General features: G+C 40.3%; 18 protein-coding genes. 10 read left to right on the forward strand and 8 right to left on the reverse strand.

The window, feature by feature from the left end; genetic code table 11:
- Positions 1-172 precede the first annotated feature (172 nt).
- Positions 173-706 (forward strand): archaemetzincin family Zn-dependent metalloprotease, encoded by a 534-nt coding sequence (locus tag QXS89_06060; protein ID MEM3831740.1) that lies wholly within the window; start codon positions 173-175, stop codon positions 704-706.
- A 73-nt stretch (positions 707-779) separates the two neighbouring features.
- Complete coding sequence (locus tag QXS89_06065; protein MEM3831741.1) at positions 780-3,218, forward strand: heavy metal translocating P-type ATPase; 2,439 nt, start codon at positions 780-782, stop codon at positions 3,216-3,218.
- On the opposite strand, the gene QXS89_06070 is transcribed toward QXS89_06065, so the two are convergent.
- The 7 genes from QXS89_06070 to QXS89_06100 form a co-directional block, all read right to left on the reverse strand.
- Positions 3,215-3,547, reverse strand: a complete 333-nt coding sequence (locus QXS89_06070; protein MEM3831742.1) for a hypothetical protein — start codon at positions 3,545-3,547, stop codon at positions 3,215-3,217. The genes QXS89_06065 and QXS89_06070 overlap by 4 nt on opposite strands.
- A 244-nt stretch (positions 3,548-3,791) precedes the next feature.
- Complete coding sequence (locus QXS89_06075; GenBank protein ID MEM3831743.1) at positions 3,792-4,589, reverse strand: ABC transporter permease; 798 nt, start codon at positions 4,587-4,589, stop codon at positions 3,792-3,794.
- Between the two features lie 11 nt (positions 4,590-4,600).
- A complete protein-coding gene (locus tag QXS89_06080) occupies positions 4,601-5,578 on the reverse strand; it encodes an ATP-binding cassette domain-containing protein (GenBank protein MEM3831744.1) in 978 nt (325 codons plus the stop codon).
- On the reverse strand, positions 5,575-6,033 hold the full coding sequence (locus QXS89_06085; protein ID MEM3831745.1) for a PadR family transcriptional regulator: 459 nt from the start codon (positions 6,031-6,033) through the stop codon (positions 5,575-5,577). Before QXS89_06085 ends, QXS89_06080 begins: the two co-directional genes overlap by 4 nt.
- Positions 6,034-6,309: 276 nt before the next feature.
- Positions 6,310-6,720: a type II toxin-antitoxin system VapC family toxin gene (locus QXS89_06090; GenBank protein MEM3831746.1), complete on the reverse strand. Its 411-nt coding sequence runs from the start codon at positions 6,718-6,720 to the stop codon at positions 6,310-6,312.
- A gap of 2 nt (positions 6,721-6,722) precedes the next feature.
- Positions 6,723-6,950, reverse strand: coding sequence for a hypothetical protein (locus QXS89_06095; protein ID MEM3831747.1), 228 nt, complete (start codon positions 6,948-6,950; stop codon positions 6,723-6,725).
- 271 nt (positions 6,951-7,221) lie between these two features.
- Complete coding sequence (locus tag QXS89_06100; GenBank protein ID MEM3831748.1) at positions 7,222-7,590, reverse strand: Sjogren's syndrome/scleroderma autoantigen 1 family protein; 369 nt, start codon at positions 7,588-7,590, stop codon at positions 7,222-7,224.
- 149 nt (positions 7,591-7,739) lie between these two features.
- On the opposite strand from QXS89_06100, the gene QXS89_06105 reads away from it, so the two are divergent.
- From QXS89_06105 to QXS89_06135, 7 genes are all read left to right on the forward strand, one after another.
- Positions 7,740-8,018 (forward strand): UPF0147 family protein, encoded by a 279-nt coding sequence (locus QXS89_06105; protein MEM3831749.1) that lies wholly within the window; start codon positions 7,740-7,742, stop codon positions 8,016-8,018.
- Between the two features lie 10 nt (positions 8,019-8,028).
- Positions 8,029-9,606: a hypothetical protein gene (locus tag QXS89_06110; GenBank protein ID MEM3831750.1), complete on the forward strand. Its 1,578-nt coding sequence runs from the start codon at positions 8,029-8,031 to the stop codon at positions 9,604-9,606.
- The gene (locus tag QXS89_06115; protein MEM3831751.1) at positions 9,593-10,801 is read left to right on the forward strand and encodes a site-2 protease family protein; all 1,209 of its coding nucleotides are present in this window, start codon (positions 9,593-9,595) and stop codon (positions 10,799-10,801) included. Before QXS89_06110 ends, QXS89_06115 begins: the two co-directional genes overlap by 14 nt.
- A gap of 9 nt (positions 10,802-10,810) precedes the next feature.
- On the forward strand, positions 10,811-11,263 hold the full coding sequence (gene rimI / locus QXS89_06120) for a ribosomal protein S18-alanine N-acetyltransferase (GenBank protein ID MEM3831752.1): 453 nt from the start codon (positions 10,811-10,813) through the stop codon (positions 11,261-11,263).
- A gap of 52 nt (positions 11,264-11,315) precedes the next feature.
- Complete coding sequence (locus QXS89_06125; GenBank protein MEM3831753.1) at positions 11,316-11,936, forward strand: hypothetical protein; 621 nt, start codon at positions 11,316-11,318, stop codon at positions 11,934-11,936.
- Positions 11,936-12,709, forward strand: coding sequence for an asparagine synthase-related protein (locus tag QXS89_06130; protein ID MEM3831754.1), 774 nt, complete (start codon positions 11,936-11,938; stop codon positions 12,707-12,709). Before QXS89_06125 ends, QXS89_06130 begins: the two co-directional genes overlap by 1 nt.
- A gap of 216 nt (positions 12,710-12,925) precedes the next feature.
- A complete protein-coding gene (locus QXS89_06135) occupies positions 12,926-13,759 on the forward strand; it encodes a polysaccharide deacetylase (GenBank protein MEM3831755.1) in 834 nt (277 codons plus the stop codon).
- 41 nt (positions 13,760-13,800) lie between these two features.
- Here QXS89_06135 and QXS89_06140 read toward each other — a convergent pair whose 3' ends face one another.
- Positions 13,801-15,201 (reverse strand): aspartate aminotransferase family protein, encoded by a 1,401-nt coding sequence (locus QXS89_06140; protein ID MEM3831756.1) that lies wholly within the window; start codon positions 15,199-15,201, stop codon positions 13,801-13,803.
- 119 nt (positions 15,202-15,320) lie between these two features.
- Here QXS89_06140 and QXS89_06145 point away from each other — a divergent pair, with 119 nt between their 5' ends.
- Complete coding sequence (locus QXS89_06145; GenBank protein ID MEM3831757.1) at positions 15,321-15,653, forward strand: hypothetical protein; 333 nt, start codon at positions 15,321-15,323, stop codon at positions 15,651-15,653.
- Position 15,654: the final 1 nt, after the last annotated feature.

Genomic DNA, 15,654 nt, shown 5'->3' on the forward strand with positions numbered 1-15,654 from the left:
TAAGGCAGATTCTCGTAGAAATAAAATCTCAGATCATGATCTGATACCTTAACCATAGATCCTGGAGATAACTCTACTCAAAAAACTCTGATCTCTGAATTAGTAGATCTAGCATGAGAAACCTGATTCTATAAATATTTACTGTGAATGCATACTATAATGGTTGTTATAAATGCTTCTCTTCAGAATATTAGGAGTTCTAGATGTGAGTTCTGATGTTCTAAACCATGTAGAAGGCTATCTAAAGAGGATCTTCAAGATCTATAGTATTGAAACCGAGGTTCTCAGAGAAAGACCTCCTCCGAGATTCTACTCTATATCGAGAGACCAGTATAGAGCAGATCTGATTATAGAATGGTTGAAGAATTTCAGAAGAAAGTATGATGAGATCATAGTAGGATTAATAGATGGAGACGGATTTGTTCCAGGATACAACTTTATCTTCGGTCTCGCAGATCCTATATATAGAATTGCAACAGTTTATATGAGAAGACTCTATAGAGAAGCTTTCACAGATCCTCTCTTTCTATCGAGATTAGAGAAGGAAGTCACACATGAGATAGGACATGTTCTAGGGCTTGGACATTGTAGCGATGAGAAGTGTGTTATGAGGTTTAGCAACTCGCTCAAGGAGGTTGATATGAAATCTAGTAGGTTTTGCAGTAAATGTAGATCTAGGATAATACAGTATCTCTACACATCTTAAATACTCTCAAAAATCTCATCTGCTATCAGATATCTAAGTATCATAATAATATTTATAAGTAGATGAGGATTAATTGAGGGAAGAGATCTACAGGATCATAGGAATGCATTGTGCTAGCTGTTCTATAGCTATTCAGAGAAGTTTATCTAGAATAGGTGTTGAAGCTGATATAAGTCTCGCATCTGAAGAAGCTAGAGTTAGATATGATCCTTCTCGTGTGAAGCCTTCCGATATTATCAGAGCTATTAGAAGAGCTGGGTATGATGTATATAGAGAGGAGTTAAATGCTGTTATCAAGGGGCTTAGAAGTTATGATGATGAGAGGATCCTTGCAGAGAAACTTGAGAGCATGGAAGGAGTTATAGAGGTTAGAGCTAGTCATATTAGTAGAGAGATTTCTATAATCTATAATCCTCTGACCATCTCGAGAGATAGAATAGTAGAATACATGAGATCCCTAGGCTATGAACTGGTTGAGATAAGAGAAGAAGCATTGGCTGAGGATGTAGGAGCTAGAATAGCTCTGGAAGATCTGAAGAAACTGAGGATTTATACTATGGTGACGCTACCACTCTCACTATTTCTAGCATTATACTACATGATAGGAGTCTTCAGACCTCTAGGTCTCGAACCTTTTCTCTGGGATAATCATTTTCTAAGAGATCTTCTTATCGGCATCCCCATCTCACTGGTAGTTCTGGTGATAGGATCTATGAGGTTCCTAATGCCGGGAGTGAGATCTCTATTAAACCTCACTCCTGGAATGGATTCTCTAGTGATCCTCGGAACATACTCAGCATTCTTATTCTCGCTCCTGACCACATTCAATATAGTAAGTGGAGAGGCTTTCTACGAAGCATCTGCAGTGGTCATGTCCTTTATAATTCTGGGGAGATATATTGAGACAAGACTCAAGATAAGATCTGGAGAAGCTGTGAGAAGACTAGCACAACTACAATCTCCTATGGCTAGAGTTCTGAGGAACGGTTCTGAAGAGGTTATCCCTGTAGACAGGGTTAGAGTAGGAGATCTAGTACTGATAAGACCTGGAGAGAGGATTCCTGTAGATGGTATTGTAAAGAGTGGGAGAGCTCTGATCGATGAATCTATGATAACAGGCGAGTCCGAGCCTGTTGCAAGATCTGAGGGTGATGTTGTTTATACCGGAACAACTGTTATCAGAGGATCTATTGTCGTCTATGCTACAAGAGTTGGAAGAGATACCGTTCTAGGACAGATCATAAGACTTGTAAGGATCGCGCAGAACTCCAAACCCAGGATCCAGAGGATTGTAGATAGGATTGCAGGGATTTTCACATGGATCGTTATAGCAACAGCTCTAGCCACAGCATTCTACTGGAGCCTCATAGCTAGAGCACCTCTAGACATGGTAGTCATGTTCACAGCATCGGTACTAGTAGTAGCATGCCCATGCGCTCTAGGACTTGCAACACCAATAGCTCTTCTCATAGGCTTTGGAAGAGGTGCGGAGCTAGGGATTCTGATAAGAAATGCTGAGGCAATAGACAGGGCTGGGAGTGTGAGAGTTATCGTGTTTGATAAGACTGGAACTCTTACTATTGGAAAGCCTCGAGTTGTTATAGTTAGATCTCTTGCCAGCGAGATTAGCGAGTCAGAGATCATAGCTCTCGCAGCCATTGCTGAGAAGAGAAGTGAGCATCCTATAGCACTAGCTATACTTGAGAAAGCTAGAGAACTCGGTATAGATGTTAGAGATCCTGATTTCTTCGATAGCATCCCGGGTCAGGGTGTTATAGCTAGTGTAGATGGGAAGACTATTGCTGTGGGCAGTATAAAGCTTATGAATGGTTTTGAAATATCTCTTGATGAGAAGATCGAGAGTTTATCTAGAGAGCTAATGGATCAAGGGCTTACAGTAGTTTACGTAGCTATTGAAGGAAGAATCATAGGTTTAATAGGAGTTGGAGACATGCCCAGACCTGAGAGCCGTGACGTAGTGAGATATCTTATTTCAAAAGGTTATAGAGTTATAATGCTCACAGGAGATAGAGAGATTACTGCGAGAGCTGTGGCAAGGTCTCTAGGTATTAAAGAGATCTTTGCCGAGGTATCTCCTGAGGAGAAGGCAGAGATCATTGAAAAGATCAGGTCTTCAGGAGATTCTGTTGCGATGATAGGTGATGGGGTTAATGATGCGGCATCTATATCTAGAGCAACTCTAGGAATTGCAATGGGTGGAGGAAGCGATATAGCTAGAGAAGCTGGGGATATAATACTTGTGAGAAACGATCTAAGAGATGTGATCCGCTCCATAGAGCTTGCTAGAGCGATTCGAAGAAAGATATATCAGAATCTATTCTGGGCATTCATATATAATATCATACTCATACCAGTAGCCTCAGGAGCTTTCTATGGATTCGGAATCTTCCTAAGACCGGAGCTGGCAGGATTTGCAATGGCTATGAGCAGTATCTCTGTAACACTCTCATCACAGACGCTCAGAAGATGGAATCCTAAGACTTTCTCCTAGAATGTGAGAACCTGATAACCTTTCTCCAGGTAATAGGCAATCCTACTTCCAGCAGGTGCTAGATCTATCTCCAGATCTTTTATCTGCTTCTCAATACCAAGACTAGATGCAACACCTATACATGCTGAATCTACTGCACCTCTTCTCCTAAGTTCTCTGAGCATATCTCTCAACTCTCCTTCATAAGATATAATCCTCTTCTGAGCAGGTCCGAAGAATACTATCTTAAGATCCTCAAACCTCTCATCTAAGACAGATCTATAGGCGAATCTTATGGCAAGATCAGCTTTCTCATCTCCCGACATTACCACGAGCAAGACCTTGACCATGTAGACCACTCATTTGAATATATTCTAAAATCTTATAAAGAAAACAATGATAAGATGGTAAAGGTTTTTAAATCCTGATCTCACATGCCTAGGGGTTCAGCTCTTGTATAGGTTTATACTGGTTGTTTTCACAGCCTCATCTCTCTCCCCTGCATCGGTCTTGGGATTGCACCATCCTCTGGGCGTTCAGAGGCGTGCTCTTCTGATGGAGAGGGAGAGCGAAAAACTTTTTATCAGACTTTCTCTAGTCTTCAATAGTTGCTCTTTCGAAGGTATATGCTGCGACTACCATGAATACCACTGATAGAGCTAGCAGAACTCCTATGTCTATTAAGGGGTTGAAGTATGAGACTCCTATGAGATAGTATCTGACACCATCTACTGCATATGTTAGAGGATTTACCTTGGCTATCCACTGCATCCATTCAGGCATTCTGTTTATGGGGAAGAATACTCCACTTACAAATTGAAGAGGCATTATAAGAAGGTTAATTAGTATCTGAAAACCTTCCATGCTACTCATTCTACTAGCTATAGCCATCCCAAGCGATGCCAACCCTATTGATAGAACGAATCCATACCCTAGTGCGGGGAGGATTCCCTGGATTCTCAGCTCGTTTGAGAGGAGGAAGCCCATTAAAACTATCATTAGAGAGCTGAGTATTATAGCTATGGAATCTCCAACAGCTCTACCTAGAAGCACTGCAGCTCTAGGCGCTGGTGCTACTAGCGTCTCCTTAAGAAATCCAAATTGTTTGTCGAATATCACTGTCACACCACTGATAAAAGACCCCATGAAAACGCTCATAGCTATAACACCTGTGACTAGATAGGTGACATAATCAACACCACCGAACTGAGCTCTGATGAACTGATCTATGAGAGGATTGGAAAAGTTGAAGACACCACCCATACCCATGCCGAATAGAACAACCCATAGAATAGGCTGGATTACTACTGCTATAACTCTAGACCTAGCTCTAATAAATCTCTTAAGCTGTCTATAAACCATTGAGTAGAACACGGTGAGACTTCTATACATCTCCAAGAAGATCACCTCCAACGTCTTATAGGCTTAGAATCATTCTCAAGACTATCTCTAAGCTCTCTCCCTGTGAAGTGGAGGAAGACTTCATTAAGCGTAGGTCTTCTATAGCTTATCTCAGAGATCTTTACCCCACGTCTCTCATATTCTTCGAAGATCCTTGGAAGCGTTCTAACAGCATCTCTTGTCACGATCTCTATTCTCCTACTATCTATAATCTTACACTTAATCGCGAGATCCTCGATATCCTGAATACACGCAGGCTCGGAGGAATCTCCTAAGGTTATCAGGATCACGTCGGCACCAACATATGATTTAAGCTGATCTGCTGTTCCTTCTACAAGGATCTTCCCGTGATCCATTATAGAGATCCTATCACACAACTGCTCAGCTTCATCCATGTAATGTGTTGTCATAAGTATGGTCACACCCTTCTCCTTCCTAGCAGTTCTCACATAATCCCACACCTTATTCCTGGTCTGAGGGTCTAGTCCTATGGTGGGTTCATCTAATACTAGTATCTCTGGATCATGGATCAGAGCTCTAGCAATCTCAAGCCTTCTCCTCATACCACCTGAGAAGTATCTAACAACCTTATTAGAGAACTCCTCAAGTTCTACGAATTTAAGAGCTTCTCTGATTCTATTCTCAAGATCCAAGCCTCCTAACCCGTAGATCTTTCCATGAATATATAGGTTCTCGTATGCAGTGAGAAAGACATCTAGAGATGGATCCTGAAACACTACTCCAAGTTTCTTCCTAACATCATTAGGTTTCTTAGTAACATCAATCCCATCAACATATACTGTACCTGACGTGGGTTTCAGAAGTGTTATTATGATACTTATAGTAGTAGTCTTACCAGCTCCATTAGGACCTAGAAGCCCGTATATCTCACCCTCACGAACACTAAAACTCACTCCATCAACTGCTACAACATCTTTAAATCTTTTAACAAGGTTCACAACCTCTATAATACTTCTCAACCTTCCACCCCCTCTAAAATACCTCTCAGATCTCTTTCAAAACGTGTGAAAACATTTCTAAGAGAATCGATCTGTGAAGGCGACATCGAATCAATCCTCATATAAAGCTCCTTAAAAAGTTGAAAAACTCTCTCAGCTCCAATCTCTCTAAATCTTCTATGCTTCTCGATGATGCTTCTAGCTTTCAAAACCTTCTCACTATTATCCTTCAAAAACCTATGCCCTTGCTCTGTAAGTCTATATATCTTGATCTTTTTCTCACCTCTACTCTGAACCTCTATATATACTAAGCCTTCTCTATACAGAGATCTCATGATAGAATAGAGCATACTTAGAGGAGGTTTGAAACCTATTACTTCTTCGAGTTTCTTCATAAGTGCATAAGTATGATAAGGTGATTCCTCCAAGAGATCTAGGATCATCATCTTTAGATCATCTCTATATCTTCTTCTCACACTCAATATATCACATTCTATATCATGTTACATATCTTATAAAATTAATCATGATGCATCTCATAAGATATTATAAACACCAATTCTGGAAGGAGGATACTACTTCTTCTCACCACTCCTCATCTAATAGCATGGATTTTAGAAGAAGATGAAACCTTGCACAAACTTACTATAATACATGCTTAGAGTACTCATATGATCTTGCACCTCTCTTCTCATAAGAAAACCTCTACATAGGTAGTACTATTGAAACCCGGGCTTCCTCAGGTTTCAGAACTACTTCTTATAATGCCGTTCAATGATCTCACTAGTCGTTGCCACACTAACATACTTTCTTGCGATATCCATGAGTTTTCTATCATCTGTTGCTAGCGTTAGCTTGTCTCTCATCGCAATATATATGTAGGATGCATCATATATTGTCACACCTTCTTTTACAGCTATATCCATAACCTCCTTCTCAAAACCCTTTATCGTGTGAAGATCTATTATATCGAAGACTTTGGAGAGCAACTCGATTAATCTATAGGCTGTTTCAATCTTTATCTTCTTTAGAAGATAGCATTCTTTCCAAACAGCATTAGCAACTTCGTAGATAGCAAGATCCAGGGTGTGTCCGCCTAGAAAAACCCTTAGCTCACCTCTTTTTACAAGATTAAATATTGCACTTGCATCGTAGAGATACAATACTACCTACCTTCTCTATCCTCTCTTATTAGCTCGACAACTTCTTCATTTGATACATGGGATAGCTCCTTGGAAAGCTCTTTAAACTCCTTCTCAAGTTCTTCAAGCATACGTTTCTTAACTTCTTCCTCTAGTGCTCTCCTTATAATAGGACCAGGCTTTATACCATATCTACTTAAAAGCTCTTTCAGCTTCCTAGGGATCTTAGCAGATACCGTGACATACTCCATCTAGAGCACACCCACAGGTAGACATGGTAGTAAACCTATATAAAGTTTACAGTGAGATTAAAAGAATTAAAGAATCAAAGCCAGTGTATTTACATAATCTTTACAATGATGTCTATTCTCCATTAATTTAGATGCTCAACTCTCCTCATAAAAAGGTTGACCTCGATTCTCTCTTTAATGGATACTTACTTCTTCGAGTTTCTTCATAAGTGCATAAGTATGATAAGGTGATCCCTCCAAGAGATCTAGGATCATCATCTTTAGATCATCTCTATATCTTCTTCTCACTACTCTCTCTTCTAATGGCACGGATTTTTAGAAGTATATCAAGCCACCTGCTTATACTCTCTAGAACTTCAAGTTCGTTATCTTCGGAAAGTTCTCTCATGAGAGAATCAATATGCTTAGAAGCAAGACTTTCTAGCTTGTTCAGAACACTCTCAGTAGAGATTCTACTGATCTCCTCATCCTTTGAGACAATATAAACTCTTCCATGAGTAGGACATATGATCTCACCGCTTTTAAGTCTGAAGAGAGGTGAGCCACATATAGGACATGTTTCTGCAAGCATTGTAGCTCCTGATCTAAGGAGTTCAGCCATTTTTCTCACAGCTTCTTCTCTACTGCTCTCTCTCTCCATATTCTAAGCACCCTATGATTATGATAGTATTTTGAAAGACTATAAGACTGCTAGCTCTGATCATCCTCCCGCTCTGAAGGGTTAGGTACTCGGATTATACTCGCTTAAATATATTTTAGAGCTACTCTAAAGGATTAGTGGTGAGGGTCTTGAGTAGCGATGTTAAGAGTCAGAGTAATGAGGCTAAGATAAGGCAGGCTCTAACACTTCTAACAGCTGTTATAAATGATCCTTCAATACCTAGGAATATTAGAAGAGCAGCTACACAAGCTCTAAAAATACTCCAGGATCAAAGCCTGAGCCTAGGTGTTAGAGCTTCTAACGCTGTTAGCGTTCTAGATGAAGTGAGTCAAGATCCCAACATGCCTGTTCATGCTAGAACCACTCTATGGAATGTTGTCACAATCCTCGAAACGATAAGAGATTGAGGAGCTTGTGATGAGTGAGAGCAAGTGCTCTGGAAGTGTGAGGGTTAGAGGAGTCTACTCTACAGCTCTAGCTAGCATACTTCTTGAGAAAGGATATTGTCTTAGCGATGTTAGTGAGAAGATCTATAGAAGAGTAGAAGGTTTGAATATTATATCTGATAAACCTCCTGATACCACTATCAAGAATGATGATACATTCAGAGATATTCTCGTAATAGTAGGTGTTCCTGAGACTACTAGAAGAATCTATGAGGATCTGAGGAGTATTCTAAAAAACTCTTTCTTCACAGATCTAAAGCCTTTAAATGCTGTGTATAGAGGTAGAGTTGATAGCAAGATATCACAGAATGAATGCCATGTCTCAACACCCTTAGGCGTGAAAGGCGTTCTAAGAGATCCCACATGCTACCCTGGTCAGGTTCTCGACCTCACTATAATAGGATATGGAGATGATCTTAAGACTCCTCTAGTTAGAAGAGGAGTATCTGTAGCAGGTAGATACATGATTTTAAGTGATAGTGGAGTTGTTCAGTTCTCAGAGCATATAAGAGATCCTGATGTTCTAGAGGTTTTAAAAGGATTCTCAGAGATCATATCTAGAGAAGGTTTTGGAGTTAGATGGAGAAGTTCTGCTAAGAATTCTACTACATCAGATCTGATGCAGGAATATGATCTTCTGAAGAATAAGATTAGTGAGATTAAAAAGATTCTAGAGAGATCTGGAGAGGAAGAATTCGCTTACGTGAGTGAGAGTATTGCTTTTATACATGTATCATCTGAAGATATGATAACACTCGATTCATACAGGTCTAAGCTTCACCCTACAACTCCTTATCATCATGTGATGAGATCCTATACTTTTCTAGGGGATCTAATAGATCTTCTTGATTCCATATCTGGAGAAGGAGCTGGTAGAGAGATCTTCAGAGGTTTCACAAGATTTCTAAGAGATAAAATGCTCGAGGGTTTAGAAGTATTCTTATACCATAGAAGACCTTTCTTCTCTCGAGAGATAGTGATAGGTCCTGCCAGAGCTTTGTACTCTGATTATATTGAGAGAAGTGGGAGAGAGTTTATCAGAGTTATTCTTGGAAGAATTAGCAAGGGTGAGGGTGTCTATGACGGTCTTGAGATCCCTAAAGAACCTGGAGACAGGATTATAACTCTGGTAAGCGGTTTATCTCCTCTAATAGTTCATGCATACTATTCAAGCTCTCTAGATCTTAAGGGGGTTTATATCAATGCTAATACACTACCTCATATAACCTATGATCTGGATCTTAGAAGTCTTAGAGGTAGAATTAAGATAGTGTACAGCGATCTCTACATAGATGCTGTGATAACAAGAGATGGTGGAAGAATTATAGATGAGGAAGAGTTTAAAGAAGCTTGTGATAGAGGTTTCTTCTCAGAGAGACTATGCATAAACACTAGATCTACTCTAGAGAGAGTATCTAGAGAGAGTAGGGAGATCTACAGCTTTTTAGAGGGAGATATGGCTAGAATGATTAGAGAGAATACCTTCACCAGAGATTCTGTAGAGAGGTTATTTAGCTTTATAGAGGTGCCTCTCAATGGATCAGAGTAGCTTTCTCAATATAATTCTATACATACTACTCTTCGAACTGATAATATACATGATATCTCTGAACAGTAGAGGGAAGAAGATTCTTGAGAGAATAGGTTTAGACGCTTCTATATTCATGATCCTCGTGAGGAGAAAAAGCGCTCTAGACATACTTGACAGGGTTAGAGGGAGTAGGAAGACGGATATACTTATGAGAATAGGAGTTCCTATAATGTTCTTTCTAATGATCCTATTCTACATTGCAGTATACCTAATAGGAGTAAGCTATATAGCATCTTTTCTAGGAAGTCTACTCAGACCAGGAGGCGAGGTTGTAGGACCTCCTCCTATAGCTCCTATAATACCAGGGCTTACCATAGGTGGTGTGGATTTGATCTATCTTCTCATAGCTTTAGGTCTTTCAATAGCTTTTCACGAGCTTGGACATGCTATTGCTTCAAAGATCTATGGTGTTTCTCTTAAGAGCTATGGTGCCGGGATCTTTCTTATAATGCCTCTAGCATTTGTAGAAGTTGATGAGAATAGTATGATGAGAGATAGAAGGATAGCTTCTAGAATACTTTCCGCGGGAGTTCTATTCAACATCATTCTATTTGCAATAGCATTTGCTTCTATCATGCTTATCACATGGATCTCTCCATTCGCAGGAGTTATACAAGGTGCTGTCATAGCCTATGTAGAGCCTGGCTCGCCTGCTTATAATGCTGGAATACAACCTGGTCTTCTCATCACGTATGTTAATGGATCTCCTGTCTACTCTCTAGATCGATTTCTCCCATATAGATCTGTTATAGCTAGTGATAGAGATATTATCCTCAACATCACGGGAGTATATCCTAACGGTAGTATCTTTAGCACGCTGGTTTTCAAACCTTCTAATCTAAGTAGGATAGGTGTTGTATTTGACGGAGTTTCAATACCACTCGCAGGATTCTTCGTAGGAGCTCTTATAATACCTACCGAGAATGGCTATATAAGACTATGGGCGCTCGAGAGCATCCTCAGATTCATGGTTTGGATGACTATACTCAATCTAAGTCTTGCAGTGATAAATGCTGCACCTCTATATATAACTGATGGTGGTAAGTTTCTCGCGCTATATCTCTCTAACAAGATCTCAAACGCTGTTCAGCTGGTCACTGTGGCTGGTTTTGCAGCTATATTCATAGTATCTCTGGTATTCTATCTCTCATAAGGATCTTCTATGTCTGAATTTGAATTTCTAAATCCTTCTGAAGAAGATCTAGGAGCTATCTACAGATTAGAACTCGAATGCTTCTCAGAAGATGCTTATAATCCTCAGATTCTTCTATTCTATCTAAAGCTATTCAGAGAAGGCTTTATAATCGCCAGAGATAGAAGTGGAAGGATCGTAGGCTATGTGATAGGAATAGTAGAGGGAGGAGGTGTAGGTCATGTGATATCAATATGCGTATCCGGAGGCTATAGAAGAAGAGGTCTTGGAAGAATGCTTATGAAGACTATAGAAGAGTATTTCAGAAGAAAAGGTGCTTGTATCTCGAGACTTGAGGTTAGAATCAGCAATGAAGCAGCTTTGAATCTATATAGAAGCTTGGGATATGAAGAGAGAGATATCCTCAGATCATATTATTCTAATGGGGAGGATGCCTATCTCATGTATAAGAAGCTCTGCTAGATATGAGGAAAGCTTATAAGTAGTATATGGACTACCCATACATGTGGTTTTCATGAGAATAGCTCTTGTATCTGGTGGTAAAGATTCTTATTATGCAGTATATAAATACGGCTCGATCGATATAGCTCTCATACTCTTCTACGAATTCCCTCGACCAAGCCCTCATCTTATTAATCTTGGTAAGAGTGTTGAGAGCATGCTTCTAGCAGGGATCCCCGTTGTAGTAGCTAGAGCTAGGAGAGGGAGAGAACCTGCTGACACTATTGAGATTCTCAGACTGTTGAATGCTACTACTATCATTGCTGGCGATGTTTATATAGAGGATCATCTTAAGTATATGGAGAATATATCGAGAGAGGTAGGTGCGAGACTCGTAGAACCTCTCTGGGGTTTAGAACCTGCTGAGCTTCTCAGAAAAGAAATCGAGGACGGTATAGAACCTCTGATCATAGGATCTGATGAGAGAGTGGTGGAGTGGATTGGAAGAGTTCTAGATAGAGATAACATAGATCTTTTCATTGAGAGTGCTAGAACGAGAGATTTCGACCCCTTAGGTGAGAGAGGAGAGTATCATACTATAGTGGTTAACGGACCTATGCATAGAAGCAGACTTGAATACAAGATCGCAGGTGTTGAGAGGTTTAATGGATACTCTGTTCTGAGGCTGATCTGATGAGACTTAGGATCTGTTGTGAATTCTTCCAGGACAGGATCTATAGGATTCTCAGAGATGTTATTCTAGAGAGTAGATGTGATTGCATAGCTTTGAGTGGTGGTATTGATACAAGTCTTATAGCTCTTATAGCAAGATTTTCTGGATTGGATCTCAGAGGGTTCATAAGCATGTATCTAGGAGGTATTCCAAGAGATATATATTATGCATCATATCTAGCCAGAGTTCTCGGGATAGAGCTGGAATTCGTTCCTATAGATCCTTTGAAGGCTAATGAGATCGCTGAGAAGGTTGTAGAGTGTATTGGTAGAGATAGAATAGATTCACATGGCGATGGAGGATGTATAGAGATTAGAAATGACATTGTATTCTACAGCGTTATAGAACATGCTAGGAGGAAGTGTAAGTGTATCTATACAGGATCAGGTGGAGACGAGCTTTTTGCAGGTTATACTTTCATGCTTCATCAGAGGAGTGATGATCTCGAGAGTATTATAGAGAGATACGCGTTCAAAGGAAGATATCCGGAGCTGGAAATAGCAGAATGTCTAGGAGCAAGAGTTATATCTCCATATCTTGATAAGAGGATCATAGATCTAGCTCTGGAGATACCGGTAGAGTGTCTGAGAAGCAGTTCTATGAAGGGTAAGGAGATCCTGAGAAGAATTCTAGAAGAGAGAGGATTAGAATTAATAGCTTCTCGAGAGAAAACACCTGCAGAAAGCGGTTCTGGAACAAAGATCTTCTGCAGATCCTCATATGATCAGCTTTGAACAATCCTGGTAATTCTGATAATATGTTTTCAGACTAGTATCTATCTAAACACCTTCTCATGAGGATTATAATGATACTCCTGGTTCAAGGAGATTATCTCGAAAGTTTATTGAGGTATGCGAGAATTCTTCATTTATAGAGTTAGAAGCAAATGATTAAATACTTAGAAGAAGAGGATCATAATAGTTGGTGGAGGTGGGAAGATATTGTACATCGTGTGTCTAACCTTTGATTTCGACGCATACTCTCCATGGATCTATAGAAAAGCTATTAACTACACCAACCTATCAAGAGGAGAATTCGCATCAGTAGGAGTTAGAAGAATTCTCAAGCTATTAAAAGATCAGGGTGTAGAAGCTACATTCTTCGTTCCAGGACACACTGCTGAGCATTTTCCAGAGGATGTGGGCATGATAAAAGATCATGGGCATGAAATAGCACATCACGGATACATGCATGAACCGCCAGAGACTCTAGAAAGCGCTGAGGAGGAGAGGAGAGTGGTTTTGAAGGGGATTGAAGCTCTTAAGAAGGTTTTAAATATAACTCCGAAAGGCTATAGATCTCCTTCATGGGCTTTGACAAAGCATACTCTCTCTATTCTAGAGGAGCTAGGCTTCATATATGATTCAAGTCTTATGGGAGATGACTACACACCCTACAGACCTCCCCTCTATCTAGAGGTTGATAGCGAGGGGAGAGTTCTTAGAGGACCTCTCTCAAAACTTATAGAAATACCTGTTCACTGGAGTCTCGACGACTACCCTCACTTCGAATTCGTGAGGTATCAGAATCTCGTGATACAAGGCTTGCGATCTGTTAGCGACGTGCTTGAGAATTGGGTTCTCGCATTCGAGTATATGATGCGAAATATGAGTGATGGTGTTATAGTATACACATTCCATCCCGAGGTTATAGGTAGAGGTCATACTATGATTCTTCTTGAGAGACTGATAAACCATATAAAATCTCACGCTAGAAGGAGTGAGATTGAATTCTTAAAAATGATCAAGGTAGCCGAGAGATATAGAGAGATACTAGGATTCTAACCTCCTCCCGCTCTAAAGGATGAGGTTTTCGGGTTGTGATTCTATATAGCTTCTTCTACCTCGAATCTAAGTGCTCTGCCTTCTCTAACCTCTCTAAACACCTTTCCCGCGATTTCTATAGTCTTCTCTATATCCTCTCTGGTATGTGCTATAGATATGGTCCACTGCTCGTCATATGCCATAGGCTGGGGTATTATACCGTTTACAACCATGCCGAGAACCCAGTTATACCATACTCCCCATCTTACTTTCTCTACGAAGTCTCTCCAATTCTTTATAGGTTTATCCGAGAAGTAGATGGTTCCTTTATTAGCTATCTGAACTACATGAGCTTCTATCCTTAGATCCTCTATAAGATCTCTGTACCCCTTCGCAAGCTCGCTACTAAGCTTATGAGTGTAAGCAAGATTACTCTCTGTGAGAAGCTCTGTCACAGTCACATAGGCTGCGTATACCGAGAGTATATTAGCATTAAAAGTACCACCGTGAGGAACTCCTCGAGGTCCTATGAGATCCATGAACTTTCTATCAGCTAAAACCGCTGAGAATGGGAAGCCTCCTCCCAATGCTTTAGCTACTGCAATTATATCAGCTCTCACACCATAGTACTCTGAAGCACCTCTAAACCACATGCCTGAAGTCTTCACCTCATCAAATATGAGCACCGAGTTATACTCGTCGGCAATTCTTCTCAACCCCACGATGAAATCCTTGTCAGCAGGTACCACACCCATGTTCATTGCTACGGGCTCTAGAATTATAGCAGCTATATCATTTCCATGTTCTCTCATTATATCCTCTACAGCACCGAGATCATTCCATGGAGCTATTACAACAGTATCTGCAATAGACTTAGGAATCGCTGGAAGAGGAAAACCTGCTGGAACAGACCTAGGTTTTCTAGGATGACCTGCAGCATATGGAGAAGGCTTCACACCTATTGATAAAGCCTCATGAGTTCCATGATAATGACCTTCAAACTTCAGAATCTTACTTCTGCCCGTGAAAGCTCTCGCCAGCCTCACAGCTAGAGAAGTGGCTTCAAGTCCTGTAGACGAGAATCTAACCATCTCATATCCGTATCTCTGCGTGAGAACCTTACTCAGCTTAAGACTCCACTCACTCTCATGACCGTATATAGTTCCCTCCTCAAGCTTCTCTCTAACCCTGCTCATGAGAATAGAGTTTGAATGCCCTACCACAAGAGCTCCGAAAGCCATGTTATAGTCAATGTACTCGTTGCCATCAACATCCCATATTCTAGAGCCTTTTCCACGAGCCATTATAAGAGGATGGGGATCGAATATCCTCCAATTGCTATGAACGCCATGTGGCGTGAGCTTTCTAAGCTCCTCCCATATCTCTCTAGATCTAGGTGTTCTCCTTATATAAGCTTCTCTATAGAGCTCTGTTAAAGTCTTCTCAGAACTCAGAAAGATCACCAAACTTTAAATAAGCTAAATAACTTATAAAGAGAATTATAGATCTATTGTATAGAATACAAAAAAATATGAAACATATATATATCTCGTCTAAATCTATCAAGATACGAGGATCTAATATGAGCTCGGAGAGAACTTATAGAGAAGAGATAAAAGAAATAGGAGATGATGTTCTCGCCATACCCCCTAGACTTATGTGGTGGGAGTATCTAATAATAATCCTCGTCGTAGGAGTTTTCGAGGCACTTTTAGTATGGTATGTTGTCGAGTACATGCTTGTAGCAAGCCCAGAACCGGGGTTCTTAGGACTTCCCAAGCCTATTAGCGGAGCTATTATCATAAGCATTACGTGGATAGTGCTGAACTTCATAATTGGAGGTACCTACTACATGGTTATCACGAGAAGAATTAAGAGCTTAAGATCATCAGGATCTAGAGTGGTTGAGGTGTGAT

Source organism: Sulfolobales archaeon (assembly GCA_038881635.1).
GTDB lineage: Archaea > Thermoproteota > Thermoprotei_A > Sulfolobales > AG1 > WYEN01.

Excerpts from the sequence above, each read along its gene's own strand:
- QXS89_06100 (MEM3831748.1), bottom strand. The coding sequence starts at position 7,590 with ATGGAGAGAGAGAGCAGTAGAGAAGAAGCTGTGAGAAAAATGGCTGAA.
- QXS89_06125 (MEM3831753.1), top strand. The coding sequence starts at position 11,316 with ATGAGAATAGCTCTTGTATCTGGTGGTAAAGATTCTTATTATGCAGTA.
- QXS89_06095 (MEM3831747.1), bottom strand. The coding sequence starts at position 6,950 with ATGGAGTATGTCACGGTATCTGCTAAGATCCCTAGGAAGCTGAAAGAG.
- QXS89_06060 (MEM3831740.1), top strand. The coding sequence starts at position 173 with ATGCTTCTCTTCAGAATATTAGGAGTTCTAGATGTGAGTTCTGATGTT.
- rimI (MEM3831752.1), top strand. The coding sequence starts at position 10,811 with ATGTCTGAATTTGAATTTCTAAATCCTTCTGAAGAAGATCTAGGAGCT.
- QXS89_06115 (MEM3831751.1), top strand. The coding sequence starts at position 9,593 with ATGGATCAGAGTAGCTTTCTCAATATAATTCTATACATACTACTCTTC.
- QXS89_06110 (MEM3831750.1), top strand. The coding sequence starts at position 8,029 with ATGAGTGAGAGCAAGTGCTCTGGAAGTGTGAGGGTTAGAGGAGTCTAC.
- QXS89_06070 (MEM3831742.1), bottom strand. The coding sequence starts at position 3,547 with ATGGTCAAGGTCTTGCTCGTGGTAATGTCGGGAGATGAGAAAGCTGAT.
- QXS89_06130 (MEM3831754.1), top strand. The coding sequence starts at position 11,936 with ATGAGACTTAGGATCTGTTGTGAATTCTTCCAGGACAGGATCTATAGG.
- QXS89_06075 (MEM3831743.1), bottom strand. The coding sequence starts at position 4,589 with ATGTATAGAAGTCTCACCGTGTTCTACTCAATGGTTTATAGACAGCTT.
- QXS89_06145 (MEM3831757.1), top strand. The coding sequence starts at position 15,321 with ATGAGCTCGGAGAGAACTTATAGAGAAGAGATAAAAGAAATAGGAGAT.